At 69.2% G+C, this 26,798-nt stretch carries 25 protein-coding genes and 1 tRNA gene; 12 read left to right on the top strand and 14 right to left on the bottom strand.

All coding sequences use genetic code 11. The features are described 5' to 3' along the window. Window position 1: 1 nt before the first annotated feature. From AB0J16_RS17735 to AB0J16_RS17745, 3 genes are all read left to right on the top strand, one after another. Window positions 2–877: a carbohydrate ABC transporter permease gene (locus AB0J16_RS17735; RefSeq protein WP_358540196.1), complete on the top strand. Its 876-nt coding sequence runs from the start codon at window positions 2–4 to the stop codon at window positions 875–877. A gap of 9 nt (window positions 878–886) precedes the next feature. After that, window positions 887–1,162 (top strand): 4a-hydroxytetrahydrobiopterin dehydratase, encoded by a 276-nt coding sequence (locus tag AB0J16_RS17740; RefSeq protein WP_358540199.1) that lies wholly within the window; start codon window positions 887–889, stop codon window positions 1,160–1,162. Window positions 1,163–1,233: 71 nt separating this feature from the next. Beyond that, entirely contained in the window at window positions 1,234–1,929 is a 696-nt protein-coding gene (locus AB0J16_RS17745; RefSeq protein WP_358540202.1) for a hypothetical protein, read from the top strand. Window positions 1,930–2,294: 365 nt separating this feature from the next. Here the strand turns inward: AB0J16_RS17745 and AB0J16_RS17750 are convergent, their stop codons facing one another. Beyond that, window positions 2,295–3,692: a M6 family metalloprotease domain-containing protein gene (locus AB0J16_RS17750; RefSeq protein ID WP_358540204.1), complete on the bottom strand. Its 1,398-nt coding sequence runs from the start codon at window positions 3,690–3,692 to the stop codon at window positions 2,295–2,297. A gap of 139 nt (window positions 3,693–3,831) precedes the next feature. Here AB0J16_RS17750 and AB0J16_RS17755 point away from each other — a divergent pair, with 139 nt between their 5' ends. Further along, complete coding sequence (locus AB0J16_RS17755; protein ID WP_358540207.1) at window positions 3,832–4,932, top strand: low temperature requirement protein A; 1,101 nt, start codon at window positions 3,832–3,834, stop codon at window positions 4,930–4,932. After that, window positions 4,929–5,258, top strand: a complete 330-nt coding sequence (locus tag AB0J16_RS17760) for a nuclear transport factor 2 family protein (protein WP_358540209.1) — start codon at window positions 4,929–4,931, stop codon at window positions 5,256–5,258. The genes AB0J16_RS17755 and AB0J16_RS17760 overlap by 4 nt, the downstream gene beginning before the upstream one ends. 16 nt (window positions 5,259–5,274) lie before the next feature. On the opposite strand, the gene AB0J16_RS17765 is transcribed toward AB0J16_RS17760, so the two are convergent. Further along, window positions 5,275–5,646, bottom strand: coding sequence for a hypothetical protein (locus AB0J16_RS17765; RefSeq protein WP_358540211.1), 372 nt, complete (start codon window positions 5,644–5,646; stop codon window positions 5,275–5,277). Continuing rightward, complete coding sequence (locus tag AB0J16_RS17770) at window positions 5,643–6,197, bottom strand: MarR family transcriptional regulator (RefSeq protein WP_358540213.1); 555 nt, start codon at window positions 6,195–6,197, stop codon at window positions 5,643–5,645. Before AB0J16_RS17770 ends, AB0J16_RS17765 begins: the two co-directional genes overlap by 4 nt. Window positions 6,198–6,409: 212 nt before the next feature. Here AB0J16_RS17770 and AB0J16_RS17775 point away from each other — a divergent pair, with 212 nt between their 5' ends. Next, a complete protein-coding gene (locus AB0J16_RS17775) occupies window positions 6,410–6,793 on the top strand; it encodes a hypothetical protein (RefSeq protein WP_358178222.1) in 384 nt (127 codons plus the stop codon). Window positions 6,794–6,946: 153 nt separating this feature from the next. Here AB0J16_RS17775 and AB0J16_RS17780 read toward each other — a convergent pair whose 3' ends face one another. Together AB0J16_RS17780 and AB0J16_RS17785 are read right to left on the bottom strand one after the other, a co-directional pair. Then, on the bottom strand, window positions 6,947–7,906 hold the full coding sequence (locus AB0J16_RS17780; RefSeq protein WP_358540216.1) for a pirin family protein: 960 nt from the start codon (window positions 7,904–7,906) through the stop codon (window positions 6,947–6,949). A gap of 136 nt (window positions 7,907–8,042) precedes the next feature. Next, window positions 8,043–9,584, bottom strand: coding sequence for a serine hydrolase (locus tag AB0J16_RS17785; protein WP_358540218.1), 1,542 nt, complete (start codon window positions 9,582–9,584; stop codon window positions 8,043–8,045). Between the two features lie 186 nt (window positions 9,585–9,770). Here AB0J16_RS17785 and AB0J16_RS17790 point away from each other — a divergent pair, with 186 nt between their 5' ends. Together AB0J16_RS17790 and AB0J16_RS17795 are read left to right on the top strand one after the other, a co-directional pair. Continuing rightward, window positions 9,771–11,513 (top strand): histidine kinase, encoded by a 1,743-nt coding sequence (locus AB0J16_RS17790; RefSeq protein WP_358540220.1) that lies wholly within the window; start codon window positions 9,771–9,773, stop codon window positions 11,511–11,513. Further along, the gene (locus AB0J16_RS17795) at window positions 11,506–12,198 is read left to right on the top strand and encodes a response regulator transcription factor (protein ID WP_358540222.1); all 693 of its coding nucleotides are present in this window, start codon (window positions 11,506–11,508) and stop codon (window positions 12,196–12,198) included. The genes AB0J16_RS17790 and AB0J16_RS17795 overlap by 8 nt, the downstream gene beginning before the upstream one ends. Before the next feature lie 80 nt (window positions 12,199–12,278). Here the strand turns inward: AB0J16_RS17795 and AB0J16_RS17800 are convergent, their stop codons facing one another. Continuing rightward, the gene (locus AB0J16_RS17800) at window positions 12,279–13,124 is read right to left on the bottom strand and encodes a fused MFS/spermidine synthase (RefSeq protein WP_358540224.1); all 846 of its coding nucleotides are present in this window, start codon (window positions 13,122–13,124) and stop codon (window positions 12,279–12,281) included. A 95-nt stretch (window positions 13,125–13,219) separates the two neighbouring features. Between AB0J16_RS17800 and AB0J16_RS17805 the strand changes: the two genes are divergently transcribed. The 4 genes from AB0J16_RS17805 to lat all read left to right on the top strand — a co-directional run bounded on the left by AB0J16_RS17805 (window position 13,220) and on the right by lat (window position 17,425). Continuing rightward, a complete protein-coding gene (locus tag AB0J16_RS17805) occupies window positions 13,220–14,686 on the top strand; it encodes a penicillin-binding transpeptidase domain-containing protein (protein ID WP_358540227.1) in 1,467 nt (488 codons plus the stop codon). 109 nt (window positions 14,687–14,795) lie between these two features. Beyond that, window positions 14,796–15,443, top strand: a complete 648-nt coding sequence (locus AB0J16_RS17810) for a hemolysin III family protein (protein WP_358540229.1) — start codon at window positions 14,796–14,798, stop codon at window positions 15,441–15,443. Between the two features lie 85 nt (window positions 15,444–15,528). Next, a complete protein-coding gene (locus AB0J16_RS17815) occupies window positions 15,529–16,062 on the top strand; it encodes an HdeD family acid-resistance protein (protein WP_358540232.1) in 534 nt (177 codons plus the stop codon). Between the two features lie 76 nt (window positions 16,063–16,138). Next, entirely contained in the window at window positions 16,139–17,425 is a 1,287-nt protein-coding gene (lat, locus tag AB0J16_RS17820; RefSeq protein WP_358540234.1) for an L-lysine 6-transaminase, read from the top strand. Window positions 17,426–17,505: 80 nt separating this feature from the next. Here the strand turns inward: lat and AB0J16_RS17825 are convergent, their stop codons facing one another. The 8 genes from AB0J16_RS17825 to AB0J16_RS17860 all read right to left on the bottom strand — a co-directional run bounded on the left by AB0J16_RS17825 (window position 17,506) and on the right by AB0J16_RS17860 (window position 26,762). Then, complete coding sequence (locus tag AB0J16_RS17825; RefSeq protein WP_358540236.1) at window positions 17,506–18,276, bottom strand: helix-turn-helix transcriptional regulator; 771 nt, start codon at window positions 18,274–18,276, stop codon at window positions 17,506–17,508. 485 nt (window positions 18,277–18,761) lie between these two features. Then, a complete protein-coding gene (locus AB0J16_RS17830; protein ID WP_357956073.1) occupies window positions 18,762–18,989 on the bottom strand; it encodes a response regulator transcription factor in 228 nt (75 codons plus the stop codon). 156 nt (window positions 18,990–19,145) lie between these two features. After that, window positions 19,146–19,221 (bottom strand) — tRNA-His (locus AB0J16_RS17835). 66 nt (window positions 19,222–19,287) lie between these two features. Then, window positions 19,288–19,881 carry an oligoribonuclease gene (orn, locus tag AB0J16_RS17840; protein WP_358178208.1) on the bottom strand — a complete coding sequence of 198 codons (594 nt, stop codon included), beginning with the start codon at window positions 19,879–19,881 and terminating at the stop codon, window positions 19,288–19,290. Between the two features lie 70 nt (window positions 19,882–19,951). Then, the gene (locus AB0J16_RS17845) at window positions 19,952–21,094 is read right to left on the bottom strand and encodes a DUF2510 domain-containing protein (protein ID WP_358540239.1); all 1,143 of its coding nucleotides are present in this window, start codon (window positions 21,092–21,094) and stop codon (window positions 19,952–19,954) included. Between the two features lie 90 nt (window positions 21,095–21,184). Continuing rightward, window positions 21,185–22,540 carry a hypothetical protein gene (locus tag AB0J16_RS17850; RefSeq protein WP_358540241.1) on the bottom strand — a complete coding sequence of 452 codons (1,356 nt, stop codon included), beginning with the start codon at window positions 22,538–22,540 and terminating at the stop codon, window positions 21,185–21,187. A 23-nt stretch (window positions 22,541–22,563) separates the two neighbouring features. After that, window positions 22,564–24,198 (bottom strand): serine/threonine-protein kinase, encoded by a 1,635-nt coding sequence (locus AB0J16_RS17855; protein WP_358540243.1) that lies wholly within the window; start codon window positions 24,196–24,198, stop codon window positions 22,564–22,566. A gap of 113 nt (window positions 24,199–24,311) precedes the next feature. Then, the gene (locus AB0J16_RS17860) at window positions 24,312–26,762 is read right to left on the bottom strand and encodes a serine/threonine-protein kinase (protein ID WP_358540246.1); all 2,451 of its coding nucleotides are present in this window, start codon (window positions 26,760–26,762) and stop codon (window positions 24,312–24,314) included. Window positions 26,763–26,798: the final 36 nt, after the last annotated feature.

Consider the following 26,798-nt stretch of genomic DNA (forward strand, 5'->3'; position numbering starts at 1 on the left):
CATGACATCGACCTCCTCTCGCATGGCCACGCCTCGTCCGGCCAGACCCCGGCTCGGGGTCCTTGGCGGCCTTTCTCATCTGGCGCTCTTCATCTGGGCGCTGCTGATCATCCTGCCGCTGCTCTGGACGTTCCTCGCGTCGTTCAAGAACAACACGGAGATCTTCGGGGACGCGCTTCAGCTGCCCGGTCAGTTGCGGCTCGACGCCTGGGGGAGGGCCTGGGACAAGGCCCATGTGGGGCAGTACATGCTCAACACCGTTGTCGTCGTATTTTTCAGCACTTTGGGGACGATGCTGTTCGGCTCTATGGCGGCGTATGTGCTGGCGCGCTACCAGTTTTTCGGCAACAGGGTGATTTACTACTTCTTCGTGGCGGGGATGGCGTTCCCGATCTTCCTGGCGCTGGGGCCGCTGTTCTTCGTCGTCCTCCAGCTCGGGCTGCTGAACTCCCACATCGGGCTCATCCTGGTCTACATCGCGTACTCGCTGCCGTTCACGGTCTTCTTCTTGGCCGCATTTTTCCGTACATTGCCGGACACCGTGGCCGAAGCGGCGGCGATCGACGGCGCCTCCCACACCCGCACGTTCTTCCAGATCATGCTCCCCATGGCCAAGCCCGGCCTGATCAGCATCACCATCTTCAACGTGCTCGGCCAATGGAACCAATACCTGCTGCCTCTGGTCCTGCTCACGGACGACAAGGACAAGTGGGTCATCACCCAGGGCATCGCCGACATCTCCACCATCGCCGGGTACGAGGCGGACTGGCCGAGCCTGTTCGCCGCCCTCAGCATGGCGATCATTCCGGTGATGATCGTCTACATCATCTTCCAGCGCCAGATCCAGTCCGGCCTCGGCGCGGGGGCGCTGAAGTAACGTGAGCTTATGGACGTCGACAGCAAGCTCAACGACCTGCCCAAATGGCGTAGGGAGGGCGAGGAGATCCGGCGCACGATCACCGCGCCCGACTTCCCCACGGCCATCCGGATCGTCGACGAGATCGCGGTCCAGGCCGAAGAGATGAACCACCATCCCGACATCGACATCCGGTGGCGCAAACTGCACCTCTCGCTGACCACCCACGACAAGGGGCGGCTCACGGAGAACGACTTCACCCTGGCCGGACTCATCGACGGGATCGCCGCCAAACACGGTGCGTAGTGGGTCGGTTACTGGTTAGAGTGGTGGCCCCGTGAGCCTGGCCAGGGCTCGTCATCGCTTTGGGGGTTCCCATGCGCCTGCCCACGCCCGCCATCGCACAACGGATGCCCGCGTCCGTCCGGTCACAGAGGGCGCGTGCCCAACTGAGTCCTGGATACCCCGACTTCGTCATCGTGGAGCAGTCCACCGCCCCGCGCGTTCGCCCGCTGAGGGTGCGTTCGGCCGCGTTGCTGCTCGCTCTGGCGGTCGCGGGCTGTGCGCAGAGCCCGGCCGATCCCGAGGCCGAAGCGCCCGTGGGAAACGCCGTCCACAGCTCCGACGCCGCCGCGGCGCCCACCACGCTCACGGGCGCCGGGGTGTTCAAGCCGCGCACCACGATGGCCATCGTCTACAACCGCAAGCTGGTGCCCAAGGGGGCTCAGGCGAGCGTGACCGCCGAGTCCACGGGCGGTAAGACGGTGACCTCGTTGGTGGTGGAGGGCCTGGTGCCCAACCATCGATACGGCGCCCACCTCCATGTCGCGCCCTGCGGAAAGGGCCCCGCCGACGCGGGGGCGCACTTCCAGCACATAGCCGGCCGAGCCGACGCCACCAGCGAGGTGTGGCTGGACCTGAAGACGGACGGCTCCGGCGCCGGGCGCGCCACCGCCCGCCACGACTGGCCGCTGACGGGTGGCGAAGTGCCCCACTCCCTGGTCCTCCACGCCAGGCCGACCACCCCCTCCGAGCAGCCCGCCCCGCGCATCGCCTGCCTCACACTGAACTGAGCGTCTTTACGGGCGATTTTTACGGGCGATTTTTTACGGCCGGCCACACCCACCCCACCCATCGTCCCACCTGGGCTCCGTCCAGGGGCACGCTCCTGCGGTTTACGTGGCTGGGCGCCGTGACGCGCGCACTCTTGGCCGCCCGCAGGGCCCATTCGCAGACCGGTGGCAGCACGTATGACGAGAGGTTCGTGGATCGCTGTCAGCGCGTGCGACGGGAGTTTCGTCGACCGCGGTCAGCCCGTACGACGAGAGAATGGCGGACCGCGGTCGGCGTGTGCGACGAGATAGAGCCAGTTACGGCAGATGCTGGGCGGTCGCGGCACTCGCCCAGCATCTGCCGTAGTCCCCGTCATGGACTGCCCTTATGAGCTGACCACGACGTCGATCGTCATCTCATCGTCGCCCGGTGTGCCGGAGACTTCGATGGTCACGCCGGTCCATCCGCCCCCGGGCAGATCGAGCGGGGGCCTGGTGTCCCGGCCGATGCTCGTGTTGCCCAGTGAGGGATACAGATCGTTGGCGTCGCCCCTGTTTCCCAGGCTGCCGATCTGGGCGAGTTGGCGCAGGCCGTCGGCCTGCATCAGCTCGATCGCCAGCCGCCGCTCGTCGTCGACGTTGGGAATGGCCTCGTCCACGACGTAGGCCGCGATGCCCTGGTCGGGCAGGAACTCGTCCTGGCCCCGCTTGCGGCGGTATTCCACGACGATGTACTGCGAGTCCTTCATCGTCCGATCGTTACGGACGACGACGAAGTCACCGCCCTCGGCCACCGGCCGGAGCGTGATGCCGTGGGTGGTCTCGGTGACCAGTCGCGGGGTGACCCAGTCGTGGAACATCCGCAGCATGCTGGTCGGGAAGACGGGCGTGACGCCGCGGTTGCCCCACGAGCCGGCCGCCATCAGGCAGAAGTTGCCCAGCCCGTGCGACTTGGCGCCGGTCTGCGCCCGGTCGGTGTCGTAGTAGTCGGCCCAGCGCGCCGCCAGGTGCCCCCACTCGTGGGCGCAGACGCCGACGTTGCAGTCCTCGGGCACGGTCAGGAAGGTGCTCACCTCCAGGTCGGGCCCGACCGCGATGGGCTCGTCGCCGACGGTCCACTTCAGGCTCCAGATGTACTGCAGCCCTTCGGCGTCGGCGAAGGTCTCGGCGCCCGGCCCGGCGTGCACGACGAACAGCGCGGTGACCCGGTGCTCGTCGAGTACGTCGTAGGAGGGGTCGAACTCGACACCCGCCGCCAGGGCGGCCTGTACGGCGTCCCGCGCCATACCTTGGGCGTTGCGCGGGAAGTGGTCCTCGTCCAGCCCCGACTTGTTGTTGGCGTAGAAGGCCAGGGTCTCCGGCAGCCGGAACCAGCCGAACACCTCGCCCTGCACGTCGATGCCGTGGTCGTCGCCGAAGCCGCTGACCTTCCGGTAGAAGTCGCGCATACTGCCCGGCTGGGTGCCGAACAGCAGCCGCCTGAAGTGCTCCGCGTCGTGAGCCGGATCGTGCGGCTTGTCGGCGAAGTCGACCAGCAGCACCAGCGTCTTGATGACGCCCTTGAGCTTCTTCGGCGGCCGGTTGATCAGGCTCACGTCGGGAGCCTGCGGGGTGAGGTTGCCGTCATCCAGGCCCACCGAGCGCGGCCCACGCCGCTCGGAACGCCACATCGCGTAGTAGTCCTCGAACGTCAGGTGCTCGGGCAGGAGCCCGGCCGCCTTCAGCTCGTAGAAGCGGGTCTCCAGCTTGGCCAGCGCATCCGGCGCTAATGGAACGAAGTGCATGGTGTCCCCCCATCGTCCGTCCTTCCGTGAAGGTAGGCCGGATAATGGGGTTCGTCCTGAGTACCCCCTACTCAACCGATGCCGTGCGCACCAGACCTCCAGGGCGACATAATTACACGATTACATGTGGGAGGTATGGGTGAGCAGGAGTTGGCAGCCGCCTAGGTTACGGCTGTTCGAGGGAGTGCAGCGACGGGCCACCTGGCTGGAGCTGCTCTATGACCTGGTGTTCGTGGTGGCCGTGGCCGAGTTGGCCGATGTGCTGGCCGAGGGGACCGAACCAGGGCGGATTCTGGCGTTCATAGGGCTGTTCGTGCCCATCTGGTGGGCCTGGGCGGGGTACGTGTTCTACGCGAACAGGTTCGACACCGATGACGTGAGCCATCGTCTGCTCGTACTACCCCAAATCCTGGCCATTGGCACGATGGCCGCGAGCGTGGGCGACATCGGGCAGCGTTCCGCGTTGTTCGCGCTCTCCTATGTGGCGGTGCGGATCCTGCTCATCGTGGCCTACCTGCGCGCCGGGCGGCATGTGCCCGAGGGGCGGCCGCTGACCAGCAGCTATGTGGCCGGGTTCACGGTGTCGGTGGTCATCTGGACGGCGTCGCTGGCCGTCGAGCCGCCGCTGCGCTATGTCCTGTGGGCCGTCGCCATGGTGATCGACCTGGCCACGCCGCTCCTGGCGCGGCGGCACCAGGGCGCGCTGCCGCCGCAGAGTGAGCACCTGCCCGAGCGGTTCGGACTGTTCGTGGTGATCGTGCTGGGCGAGGTCGTCGCCGCGGTGGTGGTCGGGCTGAAGAGCCACGCGGTCACGCCCGGCACCCTGCTGATCGCCCTCGCGGGCATCGCGATCGCCATGGCGTTCTGGTGGCTGTATTTCGGGCATATTGACGAGTCCGTGGTGCTGCGTACTCAGCTGGCCGGACAGGTCTGGGTCTACTCCCATCTGCCGCTGTCGCTGGGTCTTGTCGCGTTCGGCATCGGTGTCGAGCACGCGATCACCCACCCGGGGACGGGCTGGGCCGTCGGAGTCCCCGCCGCGGTGGTGTTCGTCACTCTCGGCCTCCAGCACCTGTGCTCCGGCGACCGGCTCGCGACCGGCATCCGCGTGGCGGCCGCCGTGCTCACGCTCGTCACCTCCGCGCTCCCGGCCGCGCTGGCGCTCCCCTTGATTCTCTTGTACGGCGGAGCGCAGGTCGCCTACGATCTTCGCCGTCCCCTGCCCGGAGGAGAGGCATGACCGTGATGGAGCTGTTCGACCGCCAACTGGCCGCGATCGCGGACCGGGACCTGGAGGCCCTGCTGGCGCAGTACCACGAGGAGGCCATGGTCGTCCGCTTCGACCGCGTGGCCAGGGGTGCGGCGGAGATCCGGGAGCTGTTCGGCGCCTATCTGGCCGCCGAGCCGCAGGTCGTCGAGGTCACGTCGGTCCAGGCGGTGGACGACGTCATCTTCTACAACGCCCTCATGACCATCGCCGGCAACAAGGTCACCACGTTCGGCACGCTAGTGATCAAGGACGGCAGGATCTGGCGCCAGACCGCCGCCGCCCTGCCGTCCCCCTGACCGCTCACGGCTGAGCTCAGCCCATCAGCTGTCTCATCGGCTGCCACGGCGTGGCGTCGAAGATCAGCATGATGGAGACGATCCGGCCGTCGACGAGCTGGAAGTGCTCGGCGGTGCGCTGGGTGCCCACCGGCGTGGCGGTGTGCACGTCGTACACGAGCGTGGCCTCCGACTCGCCGTAGAGCTCGCTGATCAGGTCGACGCCGGTGACCACTTGGACGAAGCCGGTGATCCCGGCCAGGTGGCCGGCGGCGTCGTCGGAGCTCATGAGCGGGCTACGGAAGCTGAACCCGTCGCCAATGAGCGCGGCGGCCGTGGCCACATCGCCACGGAAGCGCGCCTCGTGGTAGTCGCGTACGACCTCACGCGTCCGGTTCTCGCCGCTCATGAGGCACCTTCCAGATACTGCGCGAGCCGGTGCTGATTGTCGGCCACCCGCAGGCACAGGTCCCGGAACCGGGTCAGGTCGTCGGCTGTGAAGTCCCTGAACATCGCCGCCATCGCCCGCTGCGACGGCTCGCTGAACGCCTTGATCCAATCCCGTCCCTCTGTCGTGATCTGGGCCAGGACCGAACGCCGATCCCGCTGGTCGGGGACCCGCCGCACCAGACCCTCACGCTCCAGCGTGTCGACCAGCCCGGTCACGTTACGGGAGCTGACACCCGCGGACTGGGCCAGCTCCCCGATGCTCACTCCGTCTCCCTCGGCGGCGCCGAGCCGCATCAGCAAGTCCATCGCGCCGGAACTCAACCCCCTGCCCTGGCTGCCATGGGCGCGCATCCGCTCGATGGCGTGGAAGGCGGTGCGAACGGCGGCCGCGGCCTCCAGCGCGGCGGTGTCGCCTCCGCCGGTGAACTGCCGCATGGCGGTCCTGGTCGTGGGATCGAAGAGGCTTCCGTCGGGGTCAGTGTCGAAATCTGATTTATGTACGTCCTTCATGATGAATCAGCACATTAGTACGTACTTCACGACTTGTCGATCGGCTGGTGCCGGGATCGCGGGGGCTTCCCGGGCGCCTCGTCGCGCCCGGCCGGTCCGCCCGGCCATGGGCCGCCCTCGACGAGCGCGCCGAAATCGGCTCGCACTTTTTATGAACTTTGCCGCCGATGTCGTCGTCTTTCCTACGGAAATGCAAAACGACAGGGGGCATTGTGAAAAAGCTGCTACTCGTCACCGCCATCGCCGGACTGGCGCTCGCCACCGTGGGCACCACCGCCGCTTCGGCCACCGCTCGGGCGATTCCCCGCGCATCCCTGAGTGACGGGCACGGGGGCGTGCTCGCCGAAGCCCAATTGGAGAGCGACACGAGAATCATCGTCTGCGACCGGAATGCCGACCACCGCTACGCGATGGCCAAAGTCAGGTATCAGGGGCACACCTATCAGTACGCCAACTACTACAAGAACCAGGACTGCCTTGAGCAGCGGACCAGGCGCATGTCGCACGGCAAGATCGAGCTCTGGGCCTGTGTGAGCAAGCCGTACAAGGTGAAATTCGACCACTGCGGGCCGAAGAAGACGGTGGTCCGCCCGTAACCGCCGCGTCGCCCTTTAAACACAATGGGCCGCCGTGAATAACGGCGGCCCAGTTCCAATGACTTGGCGGCGCGCTCAACAGCGCCCGTTCAACAGCGGCCTACTCGATAGCGGACCCGCTTAACAGCGGGCCGCTCGATGCGATTCTCGTAATCAGGCGGCGGGAATGGAGCCCAGGCGTCCCGCCTGATAGTCCTCGAAAGCCTGGGCCAGCTCGGCGCGGGTGTTCATGACGAACGGGCCGTAATGGGCCACCGGCTCGCCGATCGGCTGACCGCCGAGAATGATGACCTCCATCGTGTCCTTCGCCGACAGCGTGATCGTCTCGCCCGACGTGGTCAGCCCCGGACGGTCGCCGAAGCCGTCGAACACGGCCAGCTGGCCGCTGACCAGCGGGCGCCGCTCGGTCCCGACCGTGCCGCGGCCCGACAGGACGTAGGCGAGGGCGTTGAAGTCCTTGCGCCACGGCATGGTCAGCCGCGCACCCGGGCTGATCGTGGCGTGCAGCAGGGTGATCGGCGTCTGGGTGCTCCCGGGTCCGGTGTTCCCGGCCAGGTCGCCCGCGATCAGGCGGACCAGGGCGCCGCCGTCGTGGCTGCTGAGCAGCGCGACGCTGGAGCTTCCGATGTCCTGATATTTCGGGGCGATCATCTTCTTGGCGCCCGGCAGGTTCACCCACAGCTGGACGCCGTGGAACAGCCCGCCCTGCTGCACCAGCCACTCCGGCGGCGCCTCCTTGTGCAAGATGCCGGCGCCGGCGGTCATCCACTGGGTGTCACCGTTCGTGATCGTGCCGCCGCCTCCGTTGGAGTCGAGGTGCTCCATCACACCGTCGATCATGTACGTGACGGTCTCGAAGCCGCGATGTGGGTGCCACGGGGTGCCCTTGGGCTCGCCGGCCGCGTAGTCGACCTCTCCCATCTGGTCCATCATCACGAACGGGTCGAGGTATTCAGGCTTGATCGCGGCCAGGGCCCGGCGTACCGGGAAGCCCTCGCCCTCGAAGCCGCTCGGCGCGGTCTCGACGGCGAGCACCTTGCGGTCCTGCGCCTCGGCCAGCGGCTCCGGCAGGCGGGGCAGGCTGAGCGGGTTCTCTACGGTGACGGCGGGCATGTCGGGCTCCCTTCGGCGGAATCTGCTGTGCTCAACCAAGTTGAGAATTCAACTATTCCAGGCGAGCGGACTCCGCCGCCAGGAGCCCGGACTCGGCCGTCGGAAATCCAGCCTCAGGACGCCGAAGGGCCCAGGGTCAGGACGACTTGAGCAAGGCGAAGGCGCCCCGCGAGAGCGCGACGAGCTCCTCGTACACCTGGTCCTCCTTGAGGGCGGCGGACGGGTCGGAGGCCAGGGCCGTGACCACGAAGGTGCGGCCGGATGGCGTGCGGGCCAGGTAGCTCAGGTCGAGCACGCCCGGCTCGGAGCCGCCCTTGTACCAGACGGTGGACCACTCCTTGGCCGGCAAGTTGATCCCGCCGTCGTTCTGCGACATCACCTCGCCGATCCGCTTGTCCCGGCTCTTCGCCAGTCCCGCGTACGCGCGGCAGATGTCGGCCGGGGAGCCGAACCACTCCACGGTGTCCAGCTCACGCGGCGCGATCCACGGGACGATGCTGGACAGCGGGAGCTTGTCGACGACCGCCGACAGGTAGCCCCGCCGCCCGGCCGTGTCGCGCGACAGGAACTCCTTGGAGTGTCGCGGGTAGTCGGCGCCCTTGAGCGCGAACAGCTCCCTGGTGGTCAGGAACGGCGTGTTCCGCTTCACCTGGCCGCGCCAGGCCCGGACGCGCTCCTCGACCGCCGTCCGGCCGGCCTGGTGGAGCAGCAGGTCCGCGCCCGTGTTGTCGCTGATGGAGATCATCATCTTGGCAGCCTCCAGCACCGGCACCTGGCTGTTGTCGGGGCGGTCCTGGAGCTGGCCGCTGGGCAGGCTCTTCAACTCGGGCTTGATCGTCATCGCGGTGTCCCACGAGAACCTGCCCTGCTCGATCTTCTTGGCGACGGCCCCGAGGACGTACAGCTTGAACATCGAGCCGAGCGGGCGCGCCTGCCGGCCGGCGACGGCGTGGACCGGGCGGCAGGTGCCATCGCGCTTGACCTCGGCGGCGAGGAACCCCACGCGGGCCGCTGCCTTGCGCGCCCGCTGATCCAGCTCGTCCCAGCTCGTGGGGGAGGGCTGAGGGGTGGCCGGTTCGGTGAACTGCGCGCTGTTGATCTTGCCCGTGGCGTCCACCGAGAGCGTCAGCTTGAGCGTCTGGGTGCCGACCACCACATGCGCGATCAGAACGGTGGGCACGGCTGCGATGATCTTCTGCGGCTGGATCCCGCGCAGCCCGGCCAGGGTCTCGTTGATCCTGTCCGCGGGGACCTGCTGCAGGAACGCCGGGGCGAAGTGCTCGGCCAGCTCGGCCTGCCCGATCGGCGCCCTGGCGGGGGCGTCGAGCAGCCAGCGCAACTGCTGGCCGACAGGCGTACTGGGAATCTCCACGGGCGGCGCGGTCGTCGCGGGGGGAGTACTTGGAACGTTCCTGACGGCGGCGGAGACCGTGAGCGGGTTCGCGGCGGTCACGGGCGAGCTCGTGTCGCCCGTAGACCGGTTCGCGACGCGCCCGGACAGGCTCGTCACGCCCGCAGGCCGATTCGCGGCGGTCCCGGACAGGCTGGTGAGGGTCGCAGGCCGGCTCGCGGCCGCCCCGGGCGGGCTGGTGGTGGTGGTCCCTGTCGCGCAGGCGGTCAGTGACACGGTCACGGCGGCGGCCGCGACAGCGAGGGCGGGCTTCGACGGGGAGTGCATGGTGGCTCCTTCGACTTCGCGTTCGATTTCGACTCAGACCCCGGTGGAACACGTGCCTCCCACCCAACAGACCCCGTCCTGCATATCCCACCTGGTGAGCCGCCGTCTTGAGACTGCGGATAACCGCACCGGATGTGCGGTTATCCGCATAGACGCAGCCCACCGCCCCCGCGACGATGGGGCCTTATGAGTTCCAGGTTGGTGGCCGGGCTGCTCGCGGTGATCGCGGCCGCAGGTGTGACGGCGGGGACGCTGCTGGGGAGCGGCCTGCCCGCCCCTCCCACGGAGTGGGCGTACATCGTCATCGGCCTGGTCCTGCCGGCACTCGGCTGGCTGCTGGCGGTCCGTCGCCCGCGGATCCCCTATGTCTGGCTGCTCCTGGCCACGGCGGTCTGCCTGGGTGTGAGCACCTTCGGCGTCGGGCTGAGCACGCTCGACGTGGCACCGGTGCTCGTCCGCGTGCTGGTCGCGGTCTTCCCCGTCTATTACGGACTGTTGTGGATCTTCGTCCCGCTGCTGTTTCCCGAGGGCCGGCTGTCGTCGCGCCGCTGGCGGCCCGTCGCGTGGATCGGGGCCGTGGCGATCGCCGTCCACTTCACGGGCAACCTCATGATCGGCCCCATCCCCTCCGCCACGCCCGGCCAGCTGGTGTCGGCCGGCTCGGCCGACCTGGTCGCCTGGCTCGTGTCCGGGGTCGGTCAGTTCGTCACCTGGATCATCACCCTCGTCGTGTTCGGCGGGCTGGTGGCCCGCTGGCGGCGGAGCGGGAGCGGTGAGCGCGGCCAGTACGCCTGGATGGTCGCGGGAATGACCGTCAACCTCGCCGGGTTCGTGCTGCTCTCCTTCTTCCTCGTCGGGCTCGCCGCGCCGCTGGCCGGGGTGGTCGGCGTGCTGGCCGTGCTGGGGTCCCTGCCCGTGGCGATCGCTGTCGCGGTCGTCAGGCATCGGCTGCTCGACCTCAGGATCGGCATCAGAGGCTCGCGGCTCCTCGTGGTGTTCGACGTCCGGCCGACCGTGGGCGAGATGCTGACGAGCCTGGGCACGGCGTTAGAGGAGACGCCGGAGCCCGTGGAGCAGCTCGGCAGGCTCGCGGCGGCCGTACGCGATGGGTTGGAGGTCAGGTGGGCGGCGGTCACGCTCGCCGACGGCACCCGCGTGGTCGCCGGGCGGGAGGAGGGCGCCGCGGCGCTGACGCTGCCCGTGCGGGGCGGTTCAGGGTGGATCGAGTGCGGGCCCAGGGACGGCGACCGCCTCACCGCCGGCGACCGGCGGCTCCTGGAGGCGCTGGCCGTGCCGGCGGGGCTCGCCATCCAGAGCGCCGGGCTGGCCGGACGCCTGGTCTACGCCCAGGAGGCCGAACGCCGGCGCATCGAGCGCAACATCCACGACGGCGTGCAACAGCAACTCGTCGCGCTCATCGCCGGGCTGGAGCTGGCCCGCGCCACCGGTGGCGGCCCCGACATGCTCGCCGAGCTGCGCGAGCAGGCCCGCCAGACGCTCAACGACCTGCGGGAGCTGGCCGCCGGCATCCATCCCAGCTCGCTCAGCCAGGGCGGCCTGGTGGAGGCTGTGGAGGGGCGCTGCGCCCGGCTGCCGGTGCCGACCACGGTCGTCGCGAGCAGGGAGCTGCGCGCCCAGCGCTTCCCCGACGAGGTGGAGGGCGCGATGTACTTCACCGTGAGTGAGGCGGTGGCCAACGCGCTCAAGCACGCGGGCGCCACCAAGATAGAGGTACGCCTGGCGCGGGCGGACGGCCGCCTGCGTGCGATCGTCACGGACGACGGGCAGGGCTTCGATCCGTCGGCCGCCGGCCGCCGGGGGCTGGCCACGCTCGCCGACCGCCTCGACGCGCTCGGCGGCGGACTCGACCTCGACAGCGGGCAAGGAGAGGGGACACGGATGAACGCCTGGGTGCCGGTCGATGCCTGAGCGGATCCGCACGATCGTGGCCGACGATCACTACCTGGTACGCGAGGGCACCCGGCGGCTGCTGGAGACCTCGGGCGAGGTCCTGGTCGTCGGCGCGGTGGGCAACGCCGACGAACTGGTCGACGCCACGCGCAGGCTCGGCCCCGACGTGGTGATCACCGACATCCGGATGCCGGGAGGGGACTGGCGCCAGGGGTTCGAGGGGATCGACGCCGCCCATCGCGTCCACACCGATCATCCGGGCGTCGGGGTCGTGGTGCTGTCACAGTTCTCGGACGCGCTGTTCGCCTTCGAGCTGTTCAAGCACGGCACCGAGGGGTTCGCCTATCTGCTCAAGGACAGAGTGGGCGATCTCGACGAGCTGCTCGGCGCCATCAAGGCTGTTGCCTCTGGCGGCTCGGTCATCGACCCCAAGGTGGTGGAAGGGCTGCTGGCCAGGCGTGACGTGCGGGGCGAGCAGGAGGCGCTGACGTCGCGTGAGCGCGATGTGCTGCGTGAGATGGCACATGGCCGATCCAACGGTGCCATCGCCAGGGCGCTGCACCTGTCGGTCTCGTCGGTGGAGAAGAACGTCAACTCCATCTTCGCCAAGCTCGGCCTGGAGAACAGCGGCGACGTCCACCGCCGGGTCGCCGCGGTCCTGGCTTACCTGGGGCCTGAGCAAGGGGGCCGGACTGGGGTCTGAGCGAGGGGGCGGCCCGGGTCCCGAGCGGGGCCCCAGGACCCAGGGCTCAAGACCCGGCCACTCGGTCCTGAGCGCGGTTCTCAACCGAAGACGGCCGGGGGTGGCACCGGGGCCAGCACCGCGTCGCCGTCCTTGATCGGGTGGGCGCCCGCGACGAAGTTCGTCAGCGCCTCCCCGTACACGCACCTGGCCTGGGTGAGGCCGCCGGCCGCGCGGCGCGTCAGCAGGTCGATCGGCAGCTCCGCCCGCGAGGCGGCGACGATGAGGTTGCCGAAGCGGCGGCCGCGCATGACGCCCGGCTCCGCCAGCAGCGCGACATGCCGGAACGTCCCCTGGACCGTCGCCACGAGCCGCTTGGCGAAGGCCAGGCCCTTGCCGTCGGCCATGTTGATCAGCAACGTGCCCGACGGGCGCAGCACCCTGGAGATGTCGCCCATGTACTCCGTCGTGGCCAGCTCGACCGGCATGGTGGCGCCGGAGAAGGCGTCGAGGACCAGCAGGTCGGCCGAGTCGTCCCAGACCTTGGCGGTGCCCTCGCGCCCACCCTGCACTATCACCTTCAGCCGCGGCACGGACCGCAGGCCGAGCTGCTCGCGGATCAGGTTGACCAGGAGCCCGTCGGGTTCGAGGACGATGTGCCGGGACCCTGGCCGGGTGGCCGCGACATAGCGCGGGATCGTGCACGCCCCGCCGCCCACGTGGACGCAGGCGAGCGCGCCTTCCGGAAGAAGGTCGATCACGTCCGCCATAAGCCGTACGTACTCGAATTCCAGATATGTAGGGTCTTGTAAGTCAACGTACGACTGAGGTACGCCATCCTTGGACAGTACCCAGCCGTCCTGCCTGTCCAGGTCCCGGAGCAGTTCGATCTCGCCGAACGTCACCGGGTAGAGGCCGGGCATCGGCTCCCGCTGTCCTCGTGCCACGATGATCCCCTCCTGGGAGTAACCGTATGCGACGACGAAGGCTGATTGTGCTGGTTATCGCCGTTGTTGCGGTAGTGGGTGCAGGTGTCTTCGCGATGGTGGTGTCCAAGCGGGTCAAGGGCAGCGCCGCGCAGACCTCGGCCGCGTACTTCACGGCGTGGCAGCGGGGAGACCTGGGGGCCATGGCCATCCTGGTCTATCAGCCGCCCGCGGACTTCATCGCCCGGCACCGGTCGTTCTCGGACGACCTGCATGTTCAGGACATCCAGTTGCGGCCCGGGCCCGTGAAGAGCACGGGGGAGACCTCGGCCGAGGTGCCGTTCACCGGGAGCAGGACGCTGAGCGAGTTCGGGGCGTGGCCGTTCAGCGGTACGTTGCGGCTGGCCGTGCGCGACCGGACCTGGAAGGTGCTCTGGGCGCCGGAGACGCTGGACCCCCGGCTCAAGGACGGGGGCACGGTGCGGCTGGCCGAGTTCGACGGGCCCGCGGTCGAGCTGGTGACCAGCGAGGGTGACAAGATCCCCAACGACAGCTACGCCGAGTCCTATCTCGCCGAGCTCAAGCCCGAGTTCGACGAGGTGGCCCAGGGGTGGGCGCTGGAGTCTGCCCTGCCGGGACAGCAGGCGCGGCGGCTCATGACCGTCGAGCCCAAGGTGAACCTGGAGCGTACGACGCTGTCGCGCTCGGTGCAGGCGGCGGCCGCGCGGGCGCTCGACGGGGTGCGGGACGCCTCGATCATCGCGATCCGGCCCAGCACCGGCGAGGTGCTCGCGGTGGCCGATCGGCTGGAGGGCAACTACAGCGCCTTCCGCGACTTCTTCCCGCCCGGGTCCACGTTCAAGACGGTTACGGCGGCGGCGCTGCTGGAGTCGGGCCTGGATCCGGCGGCGGAGGTGGACTGCCCGGCCAGGTACACGATCCCGAACTTCAGCTCCGTCAAGAACGCGGGCGAGCAGGCGCACGGCCGCGTGACGTTCGCCGACGCGTTCGCGTACTCCTGCAACACCACGTTCGTGCGCGAGACCGTGGGCCGATTATCGGGTGCCGATCTTATGGAGACCGCCGTGAAGTGGGGGTTCGGCGGCGCCAAGCTGGCCACGGGCCTCGGCGGCGACTGCGGTCGGATGGACCCTCCCGACGGCGTGGACGAGCTGGCGGCCGACTCCTACGGCCAGGGCACGGTGGAGGCGACCCCGCTGTGCATGGCGATGGTCGCGGCGGCGGTCGAGAGCGGCACACTGCGCGTGCCGCGCATCCTGTCCAAGGCCGCTGTCGAGCGGATCGACGGCCCGGCCGCCAAGCCGGTCGACCTCGACGAGAGGACGATCGCGGCGCTGCGGGAGATGATGGCCGCCGTCGTCGACCACGGTACGGCCGCCGCCGCTGGGCTGCCCGCGGGTGTGTCCGGCAAGACGGGCACAGCCGAGGCCGGTGGCGGGCGGGAGCACGGCTGGTTCATCGGCTACCGCGACGACCTGGCCTTCAGCGTCTTCGTACGCAACGGCGGCTCGGGCCGGAGCGCCGCGCTGCCGGTCGCGGCCCGCTTCCTCAACGGGATATGACCCTTTAGGGGATAGGACCTTTGGGGATAGGCCCTTTTGGGATATGAGCTTCGTCTCGTCGAGGGTCCACACCCTCAACGTGGCCATAACCTACGGTACCGTAGGTTATATGACGACCATCACCGCGAAGCCGAGGCTACGAGGCTGGTTGCACACTGGAGCGTTGCCCGTGACGCTGGTCGCCGGGTTCGCGCTCGTGGCGCTCGGCCCCACCCTCCAGGCCCGTCTCGCGTCCGCGATCTACGCGATCACCTCGGGTCTGCTCTTCGGCATCTCGGCCACCTACCACCGCGGCACGCTGGGCCCCCGCCTGGCGGAGGCGCTGCGGCGCTTCGACCACGCCAACATTTACCTGATCATCGCGGGCACCTACACGCCCTTCGCGCTCCTCGCGCTCGACGGGGCCGCCCGCGTGGCCGTCCTGGCGGTCGTCTGGGGCGGCGCGCTGTCCGGGGTGCTCTTCCGGGTGTTCTGGATGAGCGCGCCGCGCTGGCTGTACACGGTCCTCTACCTGGCGCTCGGCTGGACCGCGATCTTCGTGCTGCCGCAGTTGCTCGCGGGCGCGGGCGTGGCCGCCGTCGTGCTGGTCGCCGTCGGCGGCGTCTTCTACAGCGCCGGAGCCATCGTGTACGGTCTGCGCCGCCCGGACCCGGCCCCCGGCTGGTTCGGCTACCACGAGGTGTTCCACGCGTTCACGATCGCCGCCTACCTGGTCCAGTACATCGCGGTGTCGATCGTGGTCTACTCCCACGTCTAGGGCGTTTCGCCCCGACGGCGGCGGGTTACCGAGTTTTGACCGCGCTGTGGGCTGCTTGCGTGATCGATCGGGAGATCACACCAGTATGGAGCAAATCGCACGCAACTGGTGGCTCGTCCTGATCCGCGGCATTTTGGCGGTGATCTTCGGCATCCTGGCGCTGATCTGGCCCGCGATCACGCTGCTCGTGCTCGTGGTCTTCTTCGGCTCGTACGCCATCGTCAGCGGGCTCGTCTCGGTGTTCTCCGCCTTCCGGCATGGAACGGACTCCCGCGTCTGGCTCATCATCTCCGGAATTCTCGGGATCCTGGCGGGGATCATAGCCTTCGTCTGGCCGGGCAAGACCGCGCTGGTCCTGCTCTTCGTGATCGCGTTCTGGGCGATCCTCAGCGGCGCGTCGGAGATCGTCGCGGGCGTGCAGATGCGCAAGGTGATCGAGAACGAGTGGATGCTCATCATCGGCGGAATCCTGTCCATCGTCTTCGGCGTCCTGCTGCTCGTCTGGCCCGGCGCGGGACTGCTGACGTTGGTCTGGCTGGTCGGGATCTTCGCCATCCTGTACGGCATCGCGATGATCGTGCTGTCGTTCGAGGTAAAAAAGTTCGCCCATGCCACCTGAAATCAGGAAATTTTCCGCATAGACATAGGTTCAACTGGGAAACGTACGCCATGTCTGGTTTCAACGTGGAGGTGACATGGACGTACACGACCGCCTTGCCCGCCATCTGCTCGTCGACGGTTACCGGCTCGTGCTCGATCTGGAGCACAGCCAAGGCTCCTGGCTCGTCGACGCCGGCAACGGCCGCCGATACCTTGACTTCTACACGTTTTTCGCCAGCGCGCCGCTCGGCGTGAACCCGCCCTTCGACCCGGAGTTCGTCCGGCTTCTCGGCGAGGTGGCCCGTAACAAGCCCGCCAACTCCGACATGTACACCGCCCACCTGGCGGACTTCGTCGAGACCTTCTCCCGTGTCCTCGGCGACCCCGAGCTGCCCCACCTGTTCTTCGTCGAAGGCGGTGCGCTGGCCGTCGAGAACGCCCTGAAGACCGCCTTCGACTGGAAGAGCCGCCGCAACGAGGCGGCGGGCCGCTCCCGCGACCTCGGCACGCAGGTCATGCACCTGACGAAGGCGTTTCACGGCCGCAGTGGCTACACCTTGAGCCTGACCAATACCGAACCAGGCAAGACCGACCGCTTTCCCCAGTTCCGCTGGCCGCGCATCGACGTACCCGCCGTACACCTCGGAAATGTGGAGGCCGCCGAGGAGCACGCGCTCGCCCAGGCGCGCGCCGCCTTCGAGGCGCACCCGCACGACATCGCCTGCTTCATCGCCGAGCCCATCCAGGGCGAGGGCGGCGACAACCACATGCGCCCGCAGTTCCTGCAGGCGATGCAGCGGCTGTGTCACGAGCACGACGCGCTGTTCATCCTGGACGAGGTGCAGACGGGTGGCGGCACCACGGGCACCCCCTGGGCCTACCAGCAGCTCGGCCTGGCGCCGGACATCGTGGCCTTCGCGAAGAAGGTCCAGGTGGGCGGCATCATGGCGGGGCGCCGCGTGGACCTGGTCCCCGACAACGTCTTCCAGGTCAGCGGCCGGATCAACTCGACCTGGGGCGGCGGGCTGGTGGACATGGTCCGCTCGCGCGGCCTCCTGGAGATCGTCGAACGCGACAACCTCATCCCGCGCGCCGCCACGCTCGGCACCGTCCTCCTCGAACGCCTCGTCAAGCTGCAGGCCGAACACCCGGACCTGGTTTCCAACGCCCGGGGGCGCGGCCTGATGTGCGCGTTCGACCTGCCCGACGGGGCCGCGCGCGACGCGCTGGTGACGCGGCTGCGGGACGAGGCGGGCGTACTGCTCCTGGCCTGCGGGCCGCGTTCGGTACGGCTGAGGCCCGCGCTCAACATCCCCGAATCCGACCTGGAACACGGCCTCGCGGCCATCTCGACGGCTCTTCCGCAGATGGCACGGGCATAGGCCGCCAAGCCCCTGACACACGGCGACGCCCACACGGGCGTCGCCGCCGCCTCACCGAAACTCCACCGGGCCGACCTGGGTCAGTCGCGGTGGCGGGACCGCAGGAAGGCCGCTGTGGTGGCGTCGGCGGGCAGGAACGCCTCCAGCTTGAGCTCGGCCAGCGTGACGTCCACCGCGGTGGCGAAGGACGTGAGCGTGGTCAGCAGCCGCAGCTCGGTATCGCCGGTACGCAACCGCAGCGGCACCGCGAACCCGAGATGATCGCTTCCCGGCACCGCGTCGGGCACGTAGGACTCCAGCTCGGCGATGAACGCGTCGAGCCGCGGATCCGGGCTGCGGAGGAGCTCGGCCCGCAGGCTCTCGATGATGTGCCGGCCCCAGTCCGCGAGGTTGACCACCCGAGGGCCCATGCCCTTGGGATGCAGGGCGAGCCGCAACACGTTGACCGGCGGCTCCAGCAGCTCGGGCGCCGCCCCCTCGGTGAGCACGTCGAAGGCCGCGTTGGCCGCCAGCAACTCGCCGTAGGGCCGAACGACGACCGCCGGATACGGCAGGTGCCCGTCGAGGATGCTGTCCAGAGCCTCGCGTACGGGGCGCAGCATGGCGTCGTCCAGACCCGACTCGGGGAACACGGGAGCGTAGCCGGCCGCCAGCAGCAGGCCGTTGCGTTCGCGCAGCGACAGCTCGAGTGACTCGGCCAGGCGCACGACGATGGCCCGCCCGGGGTGGGAACGGCCTTGCTCGATGAAGCTGAGGTGGCGCTGGGTGGTGCCGGCCCGGTTGGCGAGCTCCAACTGGCTCACCCGCCGACTGCTACGCCATCGCCGCAACTCGCTCGCGAATCGTTCCACGCCTCCCTTTCTAGCCCACGCGGGTGATGAAGCACGATTCCCCGCAGGGAATCACCACGATTCCCCGCAGGGCGTCATCAGAGGGTCGGCTCGGGCTCACAAATGGCCCTCAGACGGTCTCACCGTCTCGTAGCGGCGGCCGACCACCTCCACCGGAGGAGCGTCCCCCTGGACAGAGCTCAGCCACCTGTGGCGGGTGGGGGTGCCCCATGCTGGCCGTAAAAGACATGCGGGCCGTAAGACAAAGGCCCCGCAACGCCCGCGCGGGGATCCGGCACGCGCGGGGATCCGTCCACGTGAGGCGGCCCACCACCTGAGAAGGGCCGCCATAGGGGTGGCCGTCGTGTGAGATGGCGCGTCACACGAGACAGCCCACTACGCGAACCAGCCCAGTATGCGAGACAGCCCGCACACGAGAGGGCCCGCACACGAGAGGGCCCGCCTCCTGAGACAGCCGTTACGGCGAAACGCGCGAGATCGCCTGGTCAGGGCAGGGGGCGGGATTGCCAGAGGCCGATCGCGGTGACGCGCGAGTCCACGCCGAGCTTGGCGTAGATGCGGTTGACATGGTTCTTGACCGTTTTCTCGCTGAGAAACAGCCGCTGCGCGATCTGCCCATTCGACTGCCCAGTGGCGATCAGGTCCATGACCTCGGTTTCGCGCTTGCTCAGGGACGTGAACACGCTATCGAACGCTGCGTCTTCGACTCTCATCCGGCCTCCGGGGGCGCGCGCAGACGGTCAGATCGCCGAGGCCCCCGCGCATCCGGCGTAAGCGGTAGACAGCGAGCATAACTCGCAATGTCATGTTTTGGGGACGTTGCCGTAGAAAAACGACAACGGCCGGTCCCGAAGGACCGGCCGCGTGCATGGGGTGAGTGAAGGGACTTGAACCCTCGACATCCAGGACCACAACCTGGCGCTCTACCAGCTGAGCTACACCCACCATTGGCCGCCGACGTGGCGGCACAGGAAAAGTGTAGCGTTCTTCGGGAGTCTTTACGCCACTCGATTAGCCGCTGACACGCTCGGCGACCGCTCTGGCGGTGGCCGAATCGGGGCCGGGCTGGCCGACGAAGATGGCCGCCCGGTAGTAGCGGAGCTCCCTGATGCTCTCCGTGATGTCGGCCAAAGCGCGGTGTCCGCCCTGCTTCTCCGGGGCCGCGAAGTAGACCCGGGGGTACCAGCGGCGGACCAGCTCCTTGATCGACGACACGTCGATCATCCGGTAGTGCAAATAGCCATCGACCACGGGCATGTCGCGCGCGATGAACGTGCGGTCGGTGCCGATGGAGTTGCCGCAGAGCGGCGCCTTCTTCGGCTCGGGGATGTGGCGGCGGATGTAGTCGAGCACGAGCGACTCCGCCTCCGCCAGCGTCACCCCGCCCGCCATCTCGGGCAGCAGCCCCGAGGCGGTGTGCATCTCGCGGACCACCTGCGACATCTGCTCCAGCGACTCGGGCGGCGGCTTGATGACCACGTCGACGCCTTCGTCCAGCTGGTTGAGCTCGCTGTCGGTGATGATGCACGCCACCTCGACGAGCGCATCGCGACCCAGGTCGAGCCCGGTCATCTCGCAGTCGATCCAGACCAGCAAGTCACTCATTCGATCTCCTCGCCCAAGCGGCTCGGAGCCATCCGCCCGCCTGAATACCCCACCAGCCTAGTGCCACCGGTTACGCGGGCTTGAGCGAGCTGAGAACCTTCTCGACCACGTCGGTGCCCAAATTGTCCGGAACTGACACGTATACGAGGGCTGGGCTCTGGCCCGCGCCGCGATCCATCACCACGATCGCGCCGTTTTCCTTGTTCCACTTGTAACCTTTGGCCTTCGACTCCTTCGAGAAGTCGAGCTGGAACTGGAGCACCCAGGCGGACTTATCGCCGATTTTGAGTGCTTTGTCCTGAATGATCTTGTTGGTGTGGGCAACCGGGTAGTACTCGGCGAAGTCCACGAACACCGTCTTGGCCGTGTCACCCAGCCCGTCCGTCCCCGTGTAGGGGTATTGCTTGTTGAGCAGCCCCGTGTAGACGTTGCCGCTCCAGTCGTCCTTGCCGTTGTACTTCTCCTGCGAGGTCGCCCCCACGCCACTCGACCAGGCCTGCTGGGACGGGTCGCTGCCGTTCAGGGAACCGGCGGCCGGCACCTTCCAGCCCTCGGGCACCTGGTACGACAGGTTGGCCTGCGGGTCGGTGATGCGGCCGTCCTGGGGCTGTGGCAGCTCTGTGACGCTCGGTGGCGGTTCGGTGGTCTCCTGCTGCTGCGGCAGCTGCTCCGTCTCGCTGGGCGTCGGCGACGAGGCGAGGGTGCCGTCGGTGTTGCGGTTGACGAAGAAGATCCCGGCCACCACGATCAGGCCGACCACCACCAGCGCCGCCAGACCGCCGAACACCCACGGCAGCGGATTGCTCTCCTTCGGCGGCGTACCGTAGCCGGGGCCGGGCAGCGGCGTGTCACCCCACTGACCCTGCCCGTAGGGGGCCGAGCCCTGACCAGGTTGCCCATAAGAGCCCTGCGGGGGCTGGCCAAAAGAGGGCTGGCCCTGGGTGGATTGCCCGTACGCGGGCTGTTCCTGCGTCGGTTGCCCGTACGCGGCCTGTCCGTATGTCGGCTGCCCGAACTGCCGCGTCGGATTCGCCGGCGTGGCGGACCAGTCGGGGCTCGACTGCTGCTGCGGTCCGGACGGCGGTTGCTGTTGCGGTGACGCCCCCTGCTCCAGCGGGTGGGTGGCGTCCGTCCACTGGCCGCCGTCCCACCAACGGAGTTGGGGCGATCCGTACGGGTCGGGGTACCAGCCCGCGGGGGTCTGCGTGGTCATGTTCGTCAGCGTAGTAACAACAGCTTTGATATGCATTGCTGGCTCGGCACCAACGCTCAAGATCAGCGCTCAGAGATCAGCGCCCAGGGGTCAGCACTTGTACGTGAAGCTCGCCTTGTCCGTCCTGAGCGGGCCGGGAGACAGCACCCGCAGCGTGGCCGTGGCCTTGACGGTGCTCTTGCCCTTGAGCGTCCACCGGAGGGGCACGGTGTAGGAGGTCTGGTCGGCGGTCGTCTGGAGCGTCTGCTTGACGACCTCCTTGTCCAGGTTCTTGCGCCACTCGTAGCTGATCTCGCCCGCCTCACCATTCGTCACGATCTTGCCCGTGACGACGACGGCGCTGTCGCAGCCCTGCGTCTTCTTCGGGGCCACGACGTCGATCGATTTGATCGCCAGCTCCGGCGCGCCGCTCAGCTTGAGCCAGGCCAGGATCGCGCCGCCCATGATGACCGCGAACAGTATCGCCGAGAGGATGGTCCGGCGCCGCCTCGCCCGTGCCGCCTTACCCGGCTTGCCACCGCGCTGGACCGTTCCGACCTGTTCCCGGCCCTCACGCCAGATCCGTTCGGCCGTGGTGCCGGCCTGGGCCGATTCCGTACTTACTTCAGAGCTCACGCCGGGCCCGAAGTGCACCGGCGTCTGATGCGGGCTGGGAACGGCGAGCAGCGTGATGATGTCGCCCTCGTCGAGCGGCGGCTGCGCCTCCACGGGAGGATGCGCGAACGCCGACCTGCCACGGGCCGCCTGGGCCAGCTGATCGTGCCTGATCGCCCCGCCCGGCAGCGCCGTGGGCTCGGAGAGCACGACGGACCTGGCGGTGCCCAGGCCGTGCGTCGTCGTGGTGACCGCGGCCCGCTCGAACAGGGCCGCCGCGCGCGGGGCGCTCCGCGTGACCGAGGCGGCCAGCGCCCGCGCCAGGGACGCCCACGCCGCCACGTCCCGTTCCGGCGGGGAGACCTGGCCGCGGATGGCGTCGGATAAGCCGCGTTCCGACAGCAGCGCCGCGCCTTCGGCGGTGATGACCACCGAGCCGGGATGCACCGAACCGTGGGTGACCCCGGCCGCGTGCAGCGCGAGGAGGGTCTGGGCCGTCTCCGCCAGTACGGCCGCCGCGCCGCTCGCGTCGATCGCCCCCGAGGCCAGCAGGTCCGACAGCGTCGGGCTCACGGCCTGCGCGGTGAGTAGCCAGACCTGCTCGCCCGCCGCGACGACGTCGGCGACGGGGATCAGCCCGGCCAGCCCGCCCAGGACCAGCCGCTGGTCGGTCAGAACCGTCGCCACGACGCGCTCGCGCACCCCGGGCAGCCCGATGATCTTCGGGTCGAACAGCAGGGCCCCGGCCCGGCGTCCGTCGGGTGAGATCGCGTCGATCCAGTTGCCCAGTTCGGTGTTCCAGGTGTGCTCGGTGAGCCGGAAGCCGGCGATACCGTTTCTCGGGTTGTCCATCGCCGTAGCCCCCCGAAGCCTTTCTAACGCTTTCTCCGATGTCGTCCCGCCATACGGCGCTTAACCGCAAGTGTGACCGGAAGCGCGCCAGACGTCACCAGCACGAGCCCCAGGAGGGCGCCGTCCTGCGGTGACGGAGTCCGCGTGGATCCTTCCCCGCTGCCGCTGCCGCTGCCTTCCCCGCTACCGGGACTGCTCGGCGGGTCGGAGGAGGGGGCCGGGCTGCTGAGGGTACGCGTCGGACGGACGGTCGGGGGCGCGGTCGTGGGCGCCTTCGTGGCGGCGGCCGTGGCTCCCGACGGCGGGTTGTCGACCGTGCCGGTGAACTCGGGCTCGGCCGACTCGACCGCGGGCGGGGTCTTGATCGCGGTCTTCGACGGCCTGGGCTTCACGGTCCTGATGGGCTTGCGGGTCGGCGTGGGCGTCGGCGTCCGCTTCGGCGTCGCGCTGGTGACGGGCGGTGGCGCGGTGCTCGCCGGCGTCGTCGGCTCCGGCGTCGTCTCCTCCGCCGTCGGTGTGGGCTCCTCGGAAGGCTCCTCTTCCTCCTCGGCCGCGGCGGAGGGTTCCGGCGCCGCCGTGGTGGGCGTCACCTGCGAGGTCTGCGCCTGCAGGGCGGGCTCGGCGGACATCGTCTTCACCAGGACGATCGCCACGCCGATCAGCAGGCCCGTGCAGGTGGCGCCGACCACGATCTTCGTGGAGAGCCTGCTCAGCAGCCCGCGCGGCTCGGTGAAACGGGTCTCGGCCAGCGAGGTCTGCGTCTCGGCCGGCACCTCGGGCGGGCTGGGGAACAGCATGAGCAGCAGGCCGGACAGCCGGGCCAGGCGGCGCTTGCCGCGCTCCTCCCAGTCGGACCCGTACGCCCTGGTCGCGACCGCTTCGAGCTCCGTCAGGAACGCCTCGGCGGACGGCGGGCGGTCGAGGGCGTTCTTGGCCAGGCCGCGCTCGACCAGGTTCCGCAGCGGGCCGGGCACCTCCTCGATGGGCGGTGGCGAGCTCTGGTGCTGGCGGGCCAGCGCCGCGAGGTTGGGCGAGCGAAAGGGGCGGGTGCCGGTCAGGCACTCGAAGAACACGATGGTGGCGGCGTACACGTCGGTGGCCGGTGCGGCGGAGGCGCCCGACCACTGCTCGGGCGCCATGTACGGCGGGGTGCCGGCGGCGCTCGCGTCCTCGCCGGTCCTGACCGCGATGCCGAAGTCGACCAGCTTGCTGGAGCCGTCGCCCTGGACCATGACGTTCTCGGGCTTGAAGTCGCGGTGCACGACGCCGATCGCGTGGGCCGCGGCCAGGCCTTGCAACGAGCCCTTGAGCACCAGCAGCGCGGCCTCCGGGCCCGTGGGACCCTCCGACCTGAGCAGCTCCCGTAAGGAGACCCCGTTGACGAGCTCCATGACGATGGCCGCGCCCCCGCCGCTCTCGACATAGTCGATCAGGCGGGCGTTGTGCGGGCTGCGCAGGGTGCCCAGCAGCCGGGCCTCGTGCCGGAACCGGGCCACGAAGCCGACGTCGGACCGGAGCTCGTCGGACAGGTACTTGACGGCCACCTCCACGCCGTCATGGTCCCGTCGGGCCAGCACGACCCGCCCGGCGGATCCCGCGCCGAGTTCGCGAATCTCGGTGTAGCCCGGGACCACCCACTGACCATGGTCGTCGTACATGCGGTCTCCCTCTGCGGTCCTCTGGGCCCCCACCCTCATCAGACGGACCGTAGCTTAACCAGAGGCGACCGCTTTCCCACAGTTAATGTCCGGACACAGTATGAATCCGGAGGTCAACCAATGGTGCCCGAATCGTCGTCCGAAGGGGTGTCGGGGGCCGGGGTCTTCGGTCCGTCCTTCGTGGGGTCGTCCTTCGGCGGGTCGTCCTTGGGTGGGTCGTCGTCCGTGGGCGGGTCCTCCTGACAGGCCGCGGTCTTGCCGCCCGAGCTGTCGCCGCCGTTGTCCGCCGTGGGACGGGTGGCGGCCGTCACGAGCCAGGACGTGCCGCACGGCACCTTGTCGAAGGTGTAGCTCACGGTCCTGGTGTAGGAGGTGTCGCCGGACAGGGTCAGGGTCTCGGTGTGCGCGATCCGGCCGCCCAGGGAGAAGGCGACGCTGAGCCGTACCGGCTGGTCGTTGTCGGTGGTCACGGCGACGACCGCGGTGGCCGGGCCGCGCGGGCTGAGCGAGGCCCGCACGATCGACACCTTCCGCACGCTCGGCGGGCAGGTCACCCTGGTCCGGGCGGTGGCCGTCCGGTCGCCCGCGCGGACCACGACGGAGACGGTGGTGTCGCACGGGCGGGACCTGAAGGCGTAGGTGAACGTCCGCGAGTAGGCCGTCCGGCCGGACAGGGTGGCCGAGCGGGTGGCGACCTGGTCGCCGTTCAGCGCGAACGCGGCCTCGACGGGCACCTCGGCGGTACCGCTTGTGGTCACCCTGACCCGGGCCTGAGCCGTACGGCCCGGCGAGGCGGCCAGATCGAGCGAGGCCCGCAGGCCCGTCACCCGCGTGGGACATGGCGGTACGTTCACCGTGGCCGTCCGCGCCCCGCCCGGAGCGGCGGGGAAGGTGGTGACGGCCAGCGTGACGGTCTTGCCGCACGGGCGCTCGTCCGCGGTGTAGCTGAGCGCGCGGTCATAGGACCGGTCGCCGCTCAGCCGCAGAGTCTGGCTGCGTACGCCGACGCCCCCCACGGACCAGGCGGCGGTCGCCGTGACCCGTCCCGTGCCGGTGGTGCGGATGGACAGCGTGGAGCCGGCCACGTTGTCGTCGTTGAACGTCAGCCCGCCGAGCGTGAGCCCCGCGACCGAGGTCACCGGGACCGGCGTCGGCGTCACCGTCGGCGTGGTCACGGTGACGACCGGCGTCGGCGTGATGGTCTTGGGCGGCTTAGGCGTCTTGGTCGGCGTGGGCTTACCAGGCGTGGGCGTGGGCTTGCCGGGTTTGGTGACTGTGGGTGTGGGTTTAACAGGCTTGGTGACAGTGACCTTGGGAGTGGGCGCGGGCTTGGTGGTCGGTGGCGAGGTGGCCACCACGGGCTCGGCGGTGTGCGGCTTGGGGCTGGGGGAGGCTACGGCCAGTGCCGTCGGCTGGTCGCGGGGCAGGTCGACCGGGGACTCCTCGGGCGGCTGGCTCAGCGTGACCGGTGTGGCCGGCGGTGAGCCCTCCTCGGCCGGTCCCTGCGACTGCGAGGGCCTCGCCAGGGCCACTTCCACGGCCTGGTCGCGGCTCGACAGCACGACGATCACGGCGATGGTCGCGACCGCGACCACTCCCACGCCCATGGCCAGCCGGGCCGCGTTGTGCTTGGCCGTACGCAGCGTCGTACGGAAGACGGTCTGCGCCAGTGAGGTCGTGACCTCGGCGGGAGGCGTCTGGGGCACGGGCAGCAGCAGGGCGAGCAGGGCCACCAGCCCGGCCAGTCGCCGCCTGCCGCGCTCCTCCCAGTCCTCGCCGTACGCGGCCCGCGCCGCCGCCTCCAGTTCGATGACGAACGCGGCGGCGCTGACGGGCCGCGCGGCCGGGTCCTTGGCCATTCCGCGGGTGATCAGCTCGCGCACCGGCTCGGGCGCGTCGTGGACCGGGATCGGCGCGTGCATGTGCTGGTAGCCGAGCACGCTCGGCTCGGTCGACCGGTAGGGCCGGTGCCCGGTCAGGCACTCGAAGAACACCGCCGTCGCCGCGTACACGTCGGTGGCGGGCGAGGCGGGCATGTTCTCCCACAGCTCGGGCGCCATGTACGGGGGCGTGCCCTCGGCCCGCGAGGCGGTCCCCTGCTGGACGGCGATGCCGAAGTCGACCAGCTTGCTGGCCCCGTCGTCGCGGACGATCACGTTCTCGGGCTTGTAGTCCTTGTGCACCAGCCCGTGCGAGTGGGCTCGGGCCAGGCCGAGCAGCGAGCCCTTGAGCACGGCCAGGGCCGCCTCCGGCCCCGTCGTCCCGTGCTCGCGCAGCAGCGCCCGCAGGGACACGCCGTTGACCAGCTCCATCACGATGGCCGCGCCGTAGCCGTCCTGGATGTACTCCCACAGTGTGGCGATGTTCTGGTCGCGCAGCGTGGTCAGCAGCCGCGCCTCCGACTGGAACCTGGCCAGGGCCACCGGGTCGCTGAGTAACCGCTGCGAGAGGTATTTGATCGCGACCTTGACGCCGGTCTCATCGTGCACCGCGAGCACGACTCGGCCGCTGCCGCCCGCCCCGAGCTGCTTGATCTCCGTATAACCAGGAGCGTTCCACTCCATCGCCATCCCCCATCAGGAGTTGGGCCCACCTGATGA

It is taken from the genome of Nonomuraea sp. NPDC049750, assembly GCF_040659625.1.
GTDB lineage: Bacteria > Actinomycetota > Actinomycetes > Streptosporangiales > Streptosporangiaceae > Nonomuraea.

Excerpts from the sequence above, each read along its gene's own strand:
- AB0J16_RS17735 (WP_358540196.1), top strand. The coding sequence starts at position 2 with ATGACATCGACCTCCTCTCGCATGGCCACGCCTCGTCCGGCCAGACCC.
- AB0J16_RS17740 (WP_358540199.1), top strand. The coding sequence starts at position 887 with ATGGACGTCGACAGCAAGCTCAACGACCTGCCCAAATGGCGTAGGGAG.
- AB0J16_RS17745 (WP_358540202.1), top strand. The coding sequence starts at position 1,234 with ATGCGCCTGCCCACGCCCGCCATCGCACAACGGATGCCCGCGTCCGTC.
- AB0J16_RS17750 (WP_358540204.1), bottom strand. The coding sequence starts at position 3,692 with ATGCACTTCGTTCCATTAGCGCCGGATGCGCTGGCCAAGCTGGAGACC.
- AB0J16_RS17760 (WP_358540209.1), top strand. The coding sequence starts at position 4,929 with ATGACCGTGATGGAGCTGTTCGACCGCCAACTGGCCGCGATCGCGGAC.
- AB0J16_RS17765 (WP_358540211.1), bottom strand. The coding sequence starts at position 5,646 with ATGAGCGGCGAGAACCGGACGCGTGAGGTCGTACGCGACTACCACGAG.
- AB0J16_RS17770 (WP_358540213.1), bottom strand. The coding sequence starts at position 6,197 with ATGAAGGACGTACATAAATCAGATTTCGACACTGACCCCGACGGAAGC.
- AB0J16_RS17780 (WP_358540216.1), bottom strand. The coding sequence starts at position 7,906 with ATGCCCGCCGTCACCGTAGAGAACCCGCTCAGCCTGCCCCGCCTGCCG.
- AB0J16_RS17785 (WP_358540218.1), bottom strand. The coding sequence starts at position 9,584 with ATGCACTCCCCGTCGAAGCCCGCCCTCGCTGTCGCGGCCGCCGCCGTG.
- AB0J16_RS17790 (WP_358540220.1), top strand. The coding sequence starts at position 9,771 with ATGAGTTCCAGGTTGGTGGCCGGGCTGCTCGCGGTGATCGCGGCCGCA.
- AB0J16_RS17795 (WP_358540222.1), top strand. The coding sequence starts at position 11,506 with ATGCCTGAGCGGATCCGCACGATCGTGGCCGACGATCACTACCTGGTA.
- AB0J16_RS17805 (WP_358540227.1), top strand. The coding sequence starts at position 13,220 with ATGGTGGTGTCCAAGCGGGTCAAGGGCAGCGCCGCGCAGACCTCGGCC.
- AB0J16_RS17810 (WP_358540229.1), top strand. The coding sequence starts at position 14,796 with ATGACGACCATCACCGCGAAGCCGAGGCTACGAGGCTGGTTGCACACT.
- AB0J16_RS17815 (WP_358540232.1), top strand. The coding sequence starts at position 15,529 with ATGGAGCAAATCGCACGCAACTGGTGGCTCGTCCTGATCCGCGGCATT.
- lat (WP_358540234.1), top strand. The coding sequence starts at position 16,139 with ATGGACGTACACGACCGCCTTGCCCGCCATCTGCTCGTCGACGGTTAC.
- AB0J16_RS17830 (WP_357956073.1), bottom strand. The coding sequence starts at position 18,989 with ATGAGAGTCGAAGACGCAGCGTTCGATAGCGTGTTCACGTCCCTGAGC.
- orn (WP_358178208.1), bottom strand. The coding sequence starts at position 19,881 with ATGAGTGACTTGCTGGTCTGGATCGACTGCGAGATGACCGGGCTCGAC.
- AB0J16_RS17845 (WP_358540239.1), bottom strand. The coding sequence starts at position 21,094 with ATGACCACGCAGACCCCCGCGGGCTGGTACCCCGACCCGTACGGATCG.
- AB0J16_RS17850 (WP_358540241.1), bottom strand. The coding sequence starts at position 22,540 with ATGGACAACCCGAGAAACGGTATCGCCGGCTTCCGGCTCACCGAGCAC.
- AB0J16_RS17855 (WP_358540243.1), bottom strand. The coding sequence starts at position 24,198 with ATGTACGACGACCATGGTCAGTGGGTGGTCCCGGGCTACACCGAGATT.
- AB0J16_RS17860 (WP_358540246.1), bottom strand. The coding sequence starts at position 26,762 with ATGGAGTGGAACGCTCCTGGTTATACGGAGATCAAGCAGCTCGGGGCG.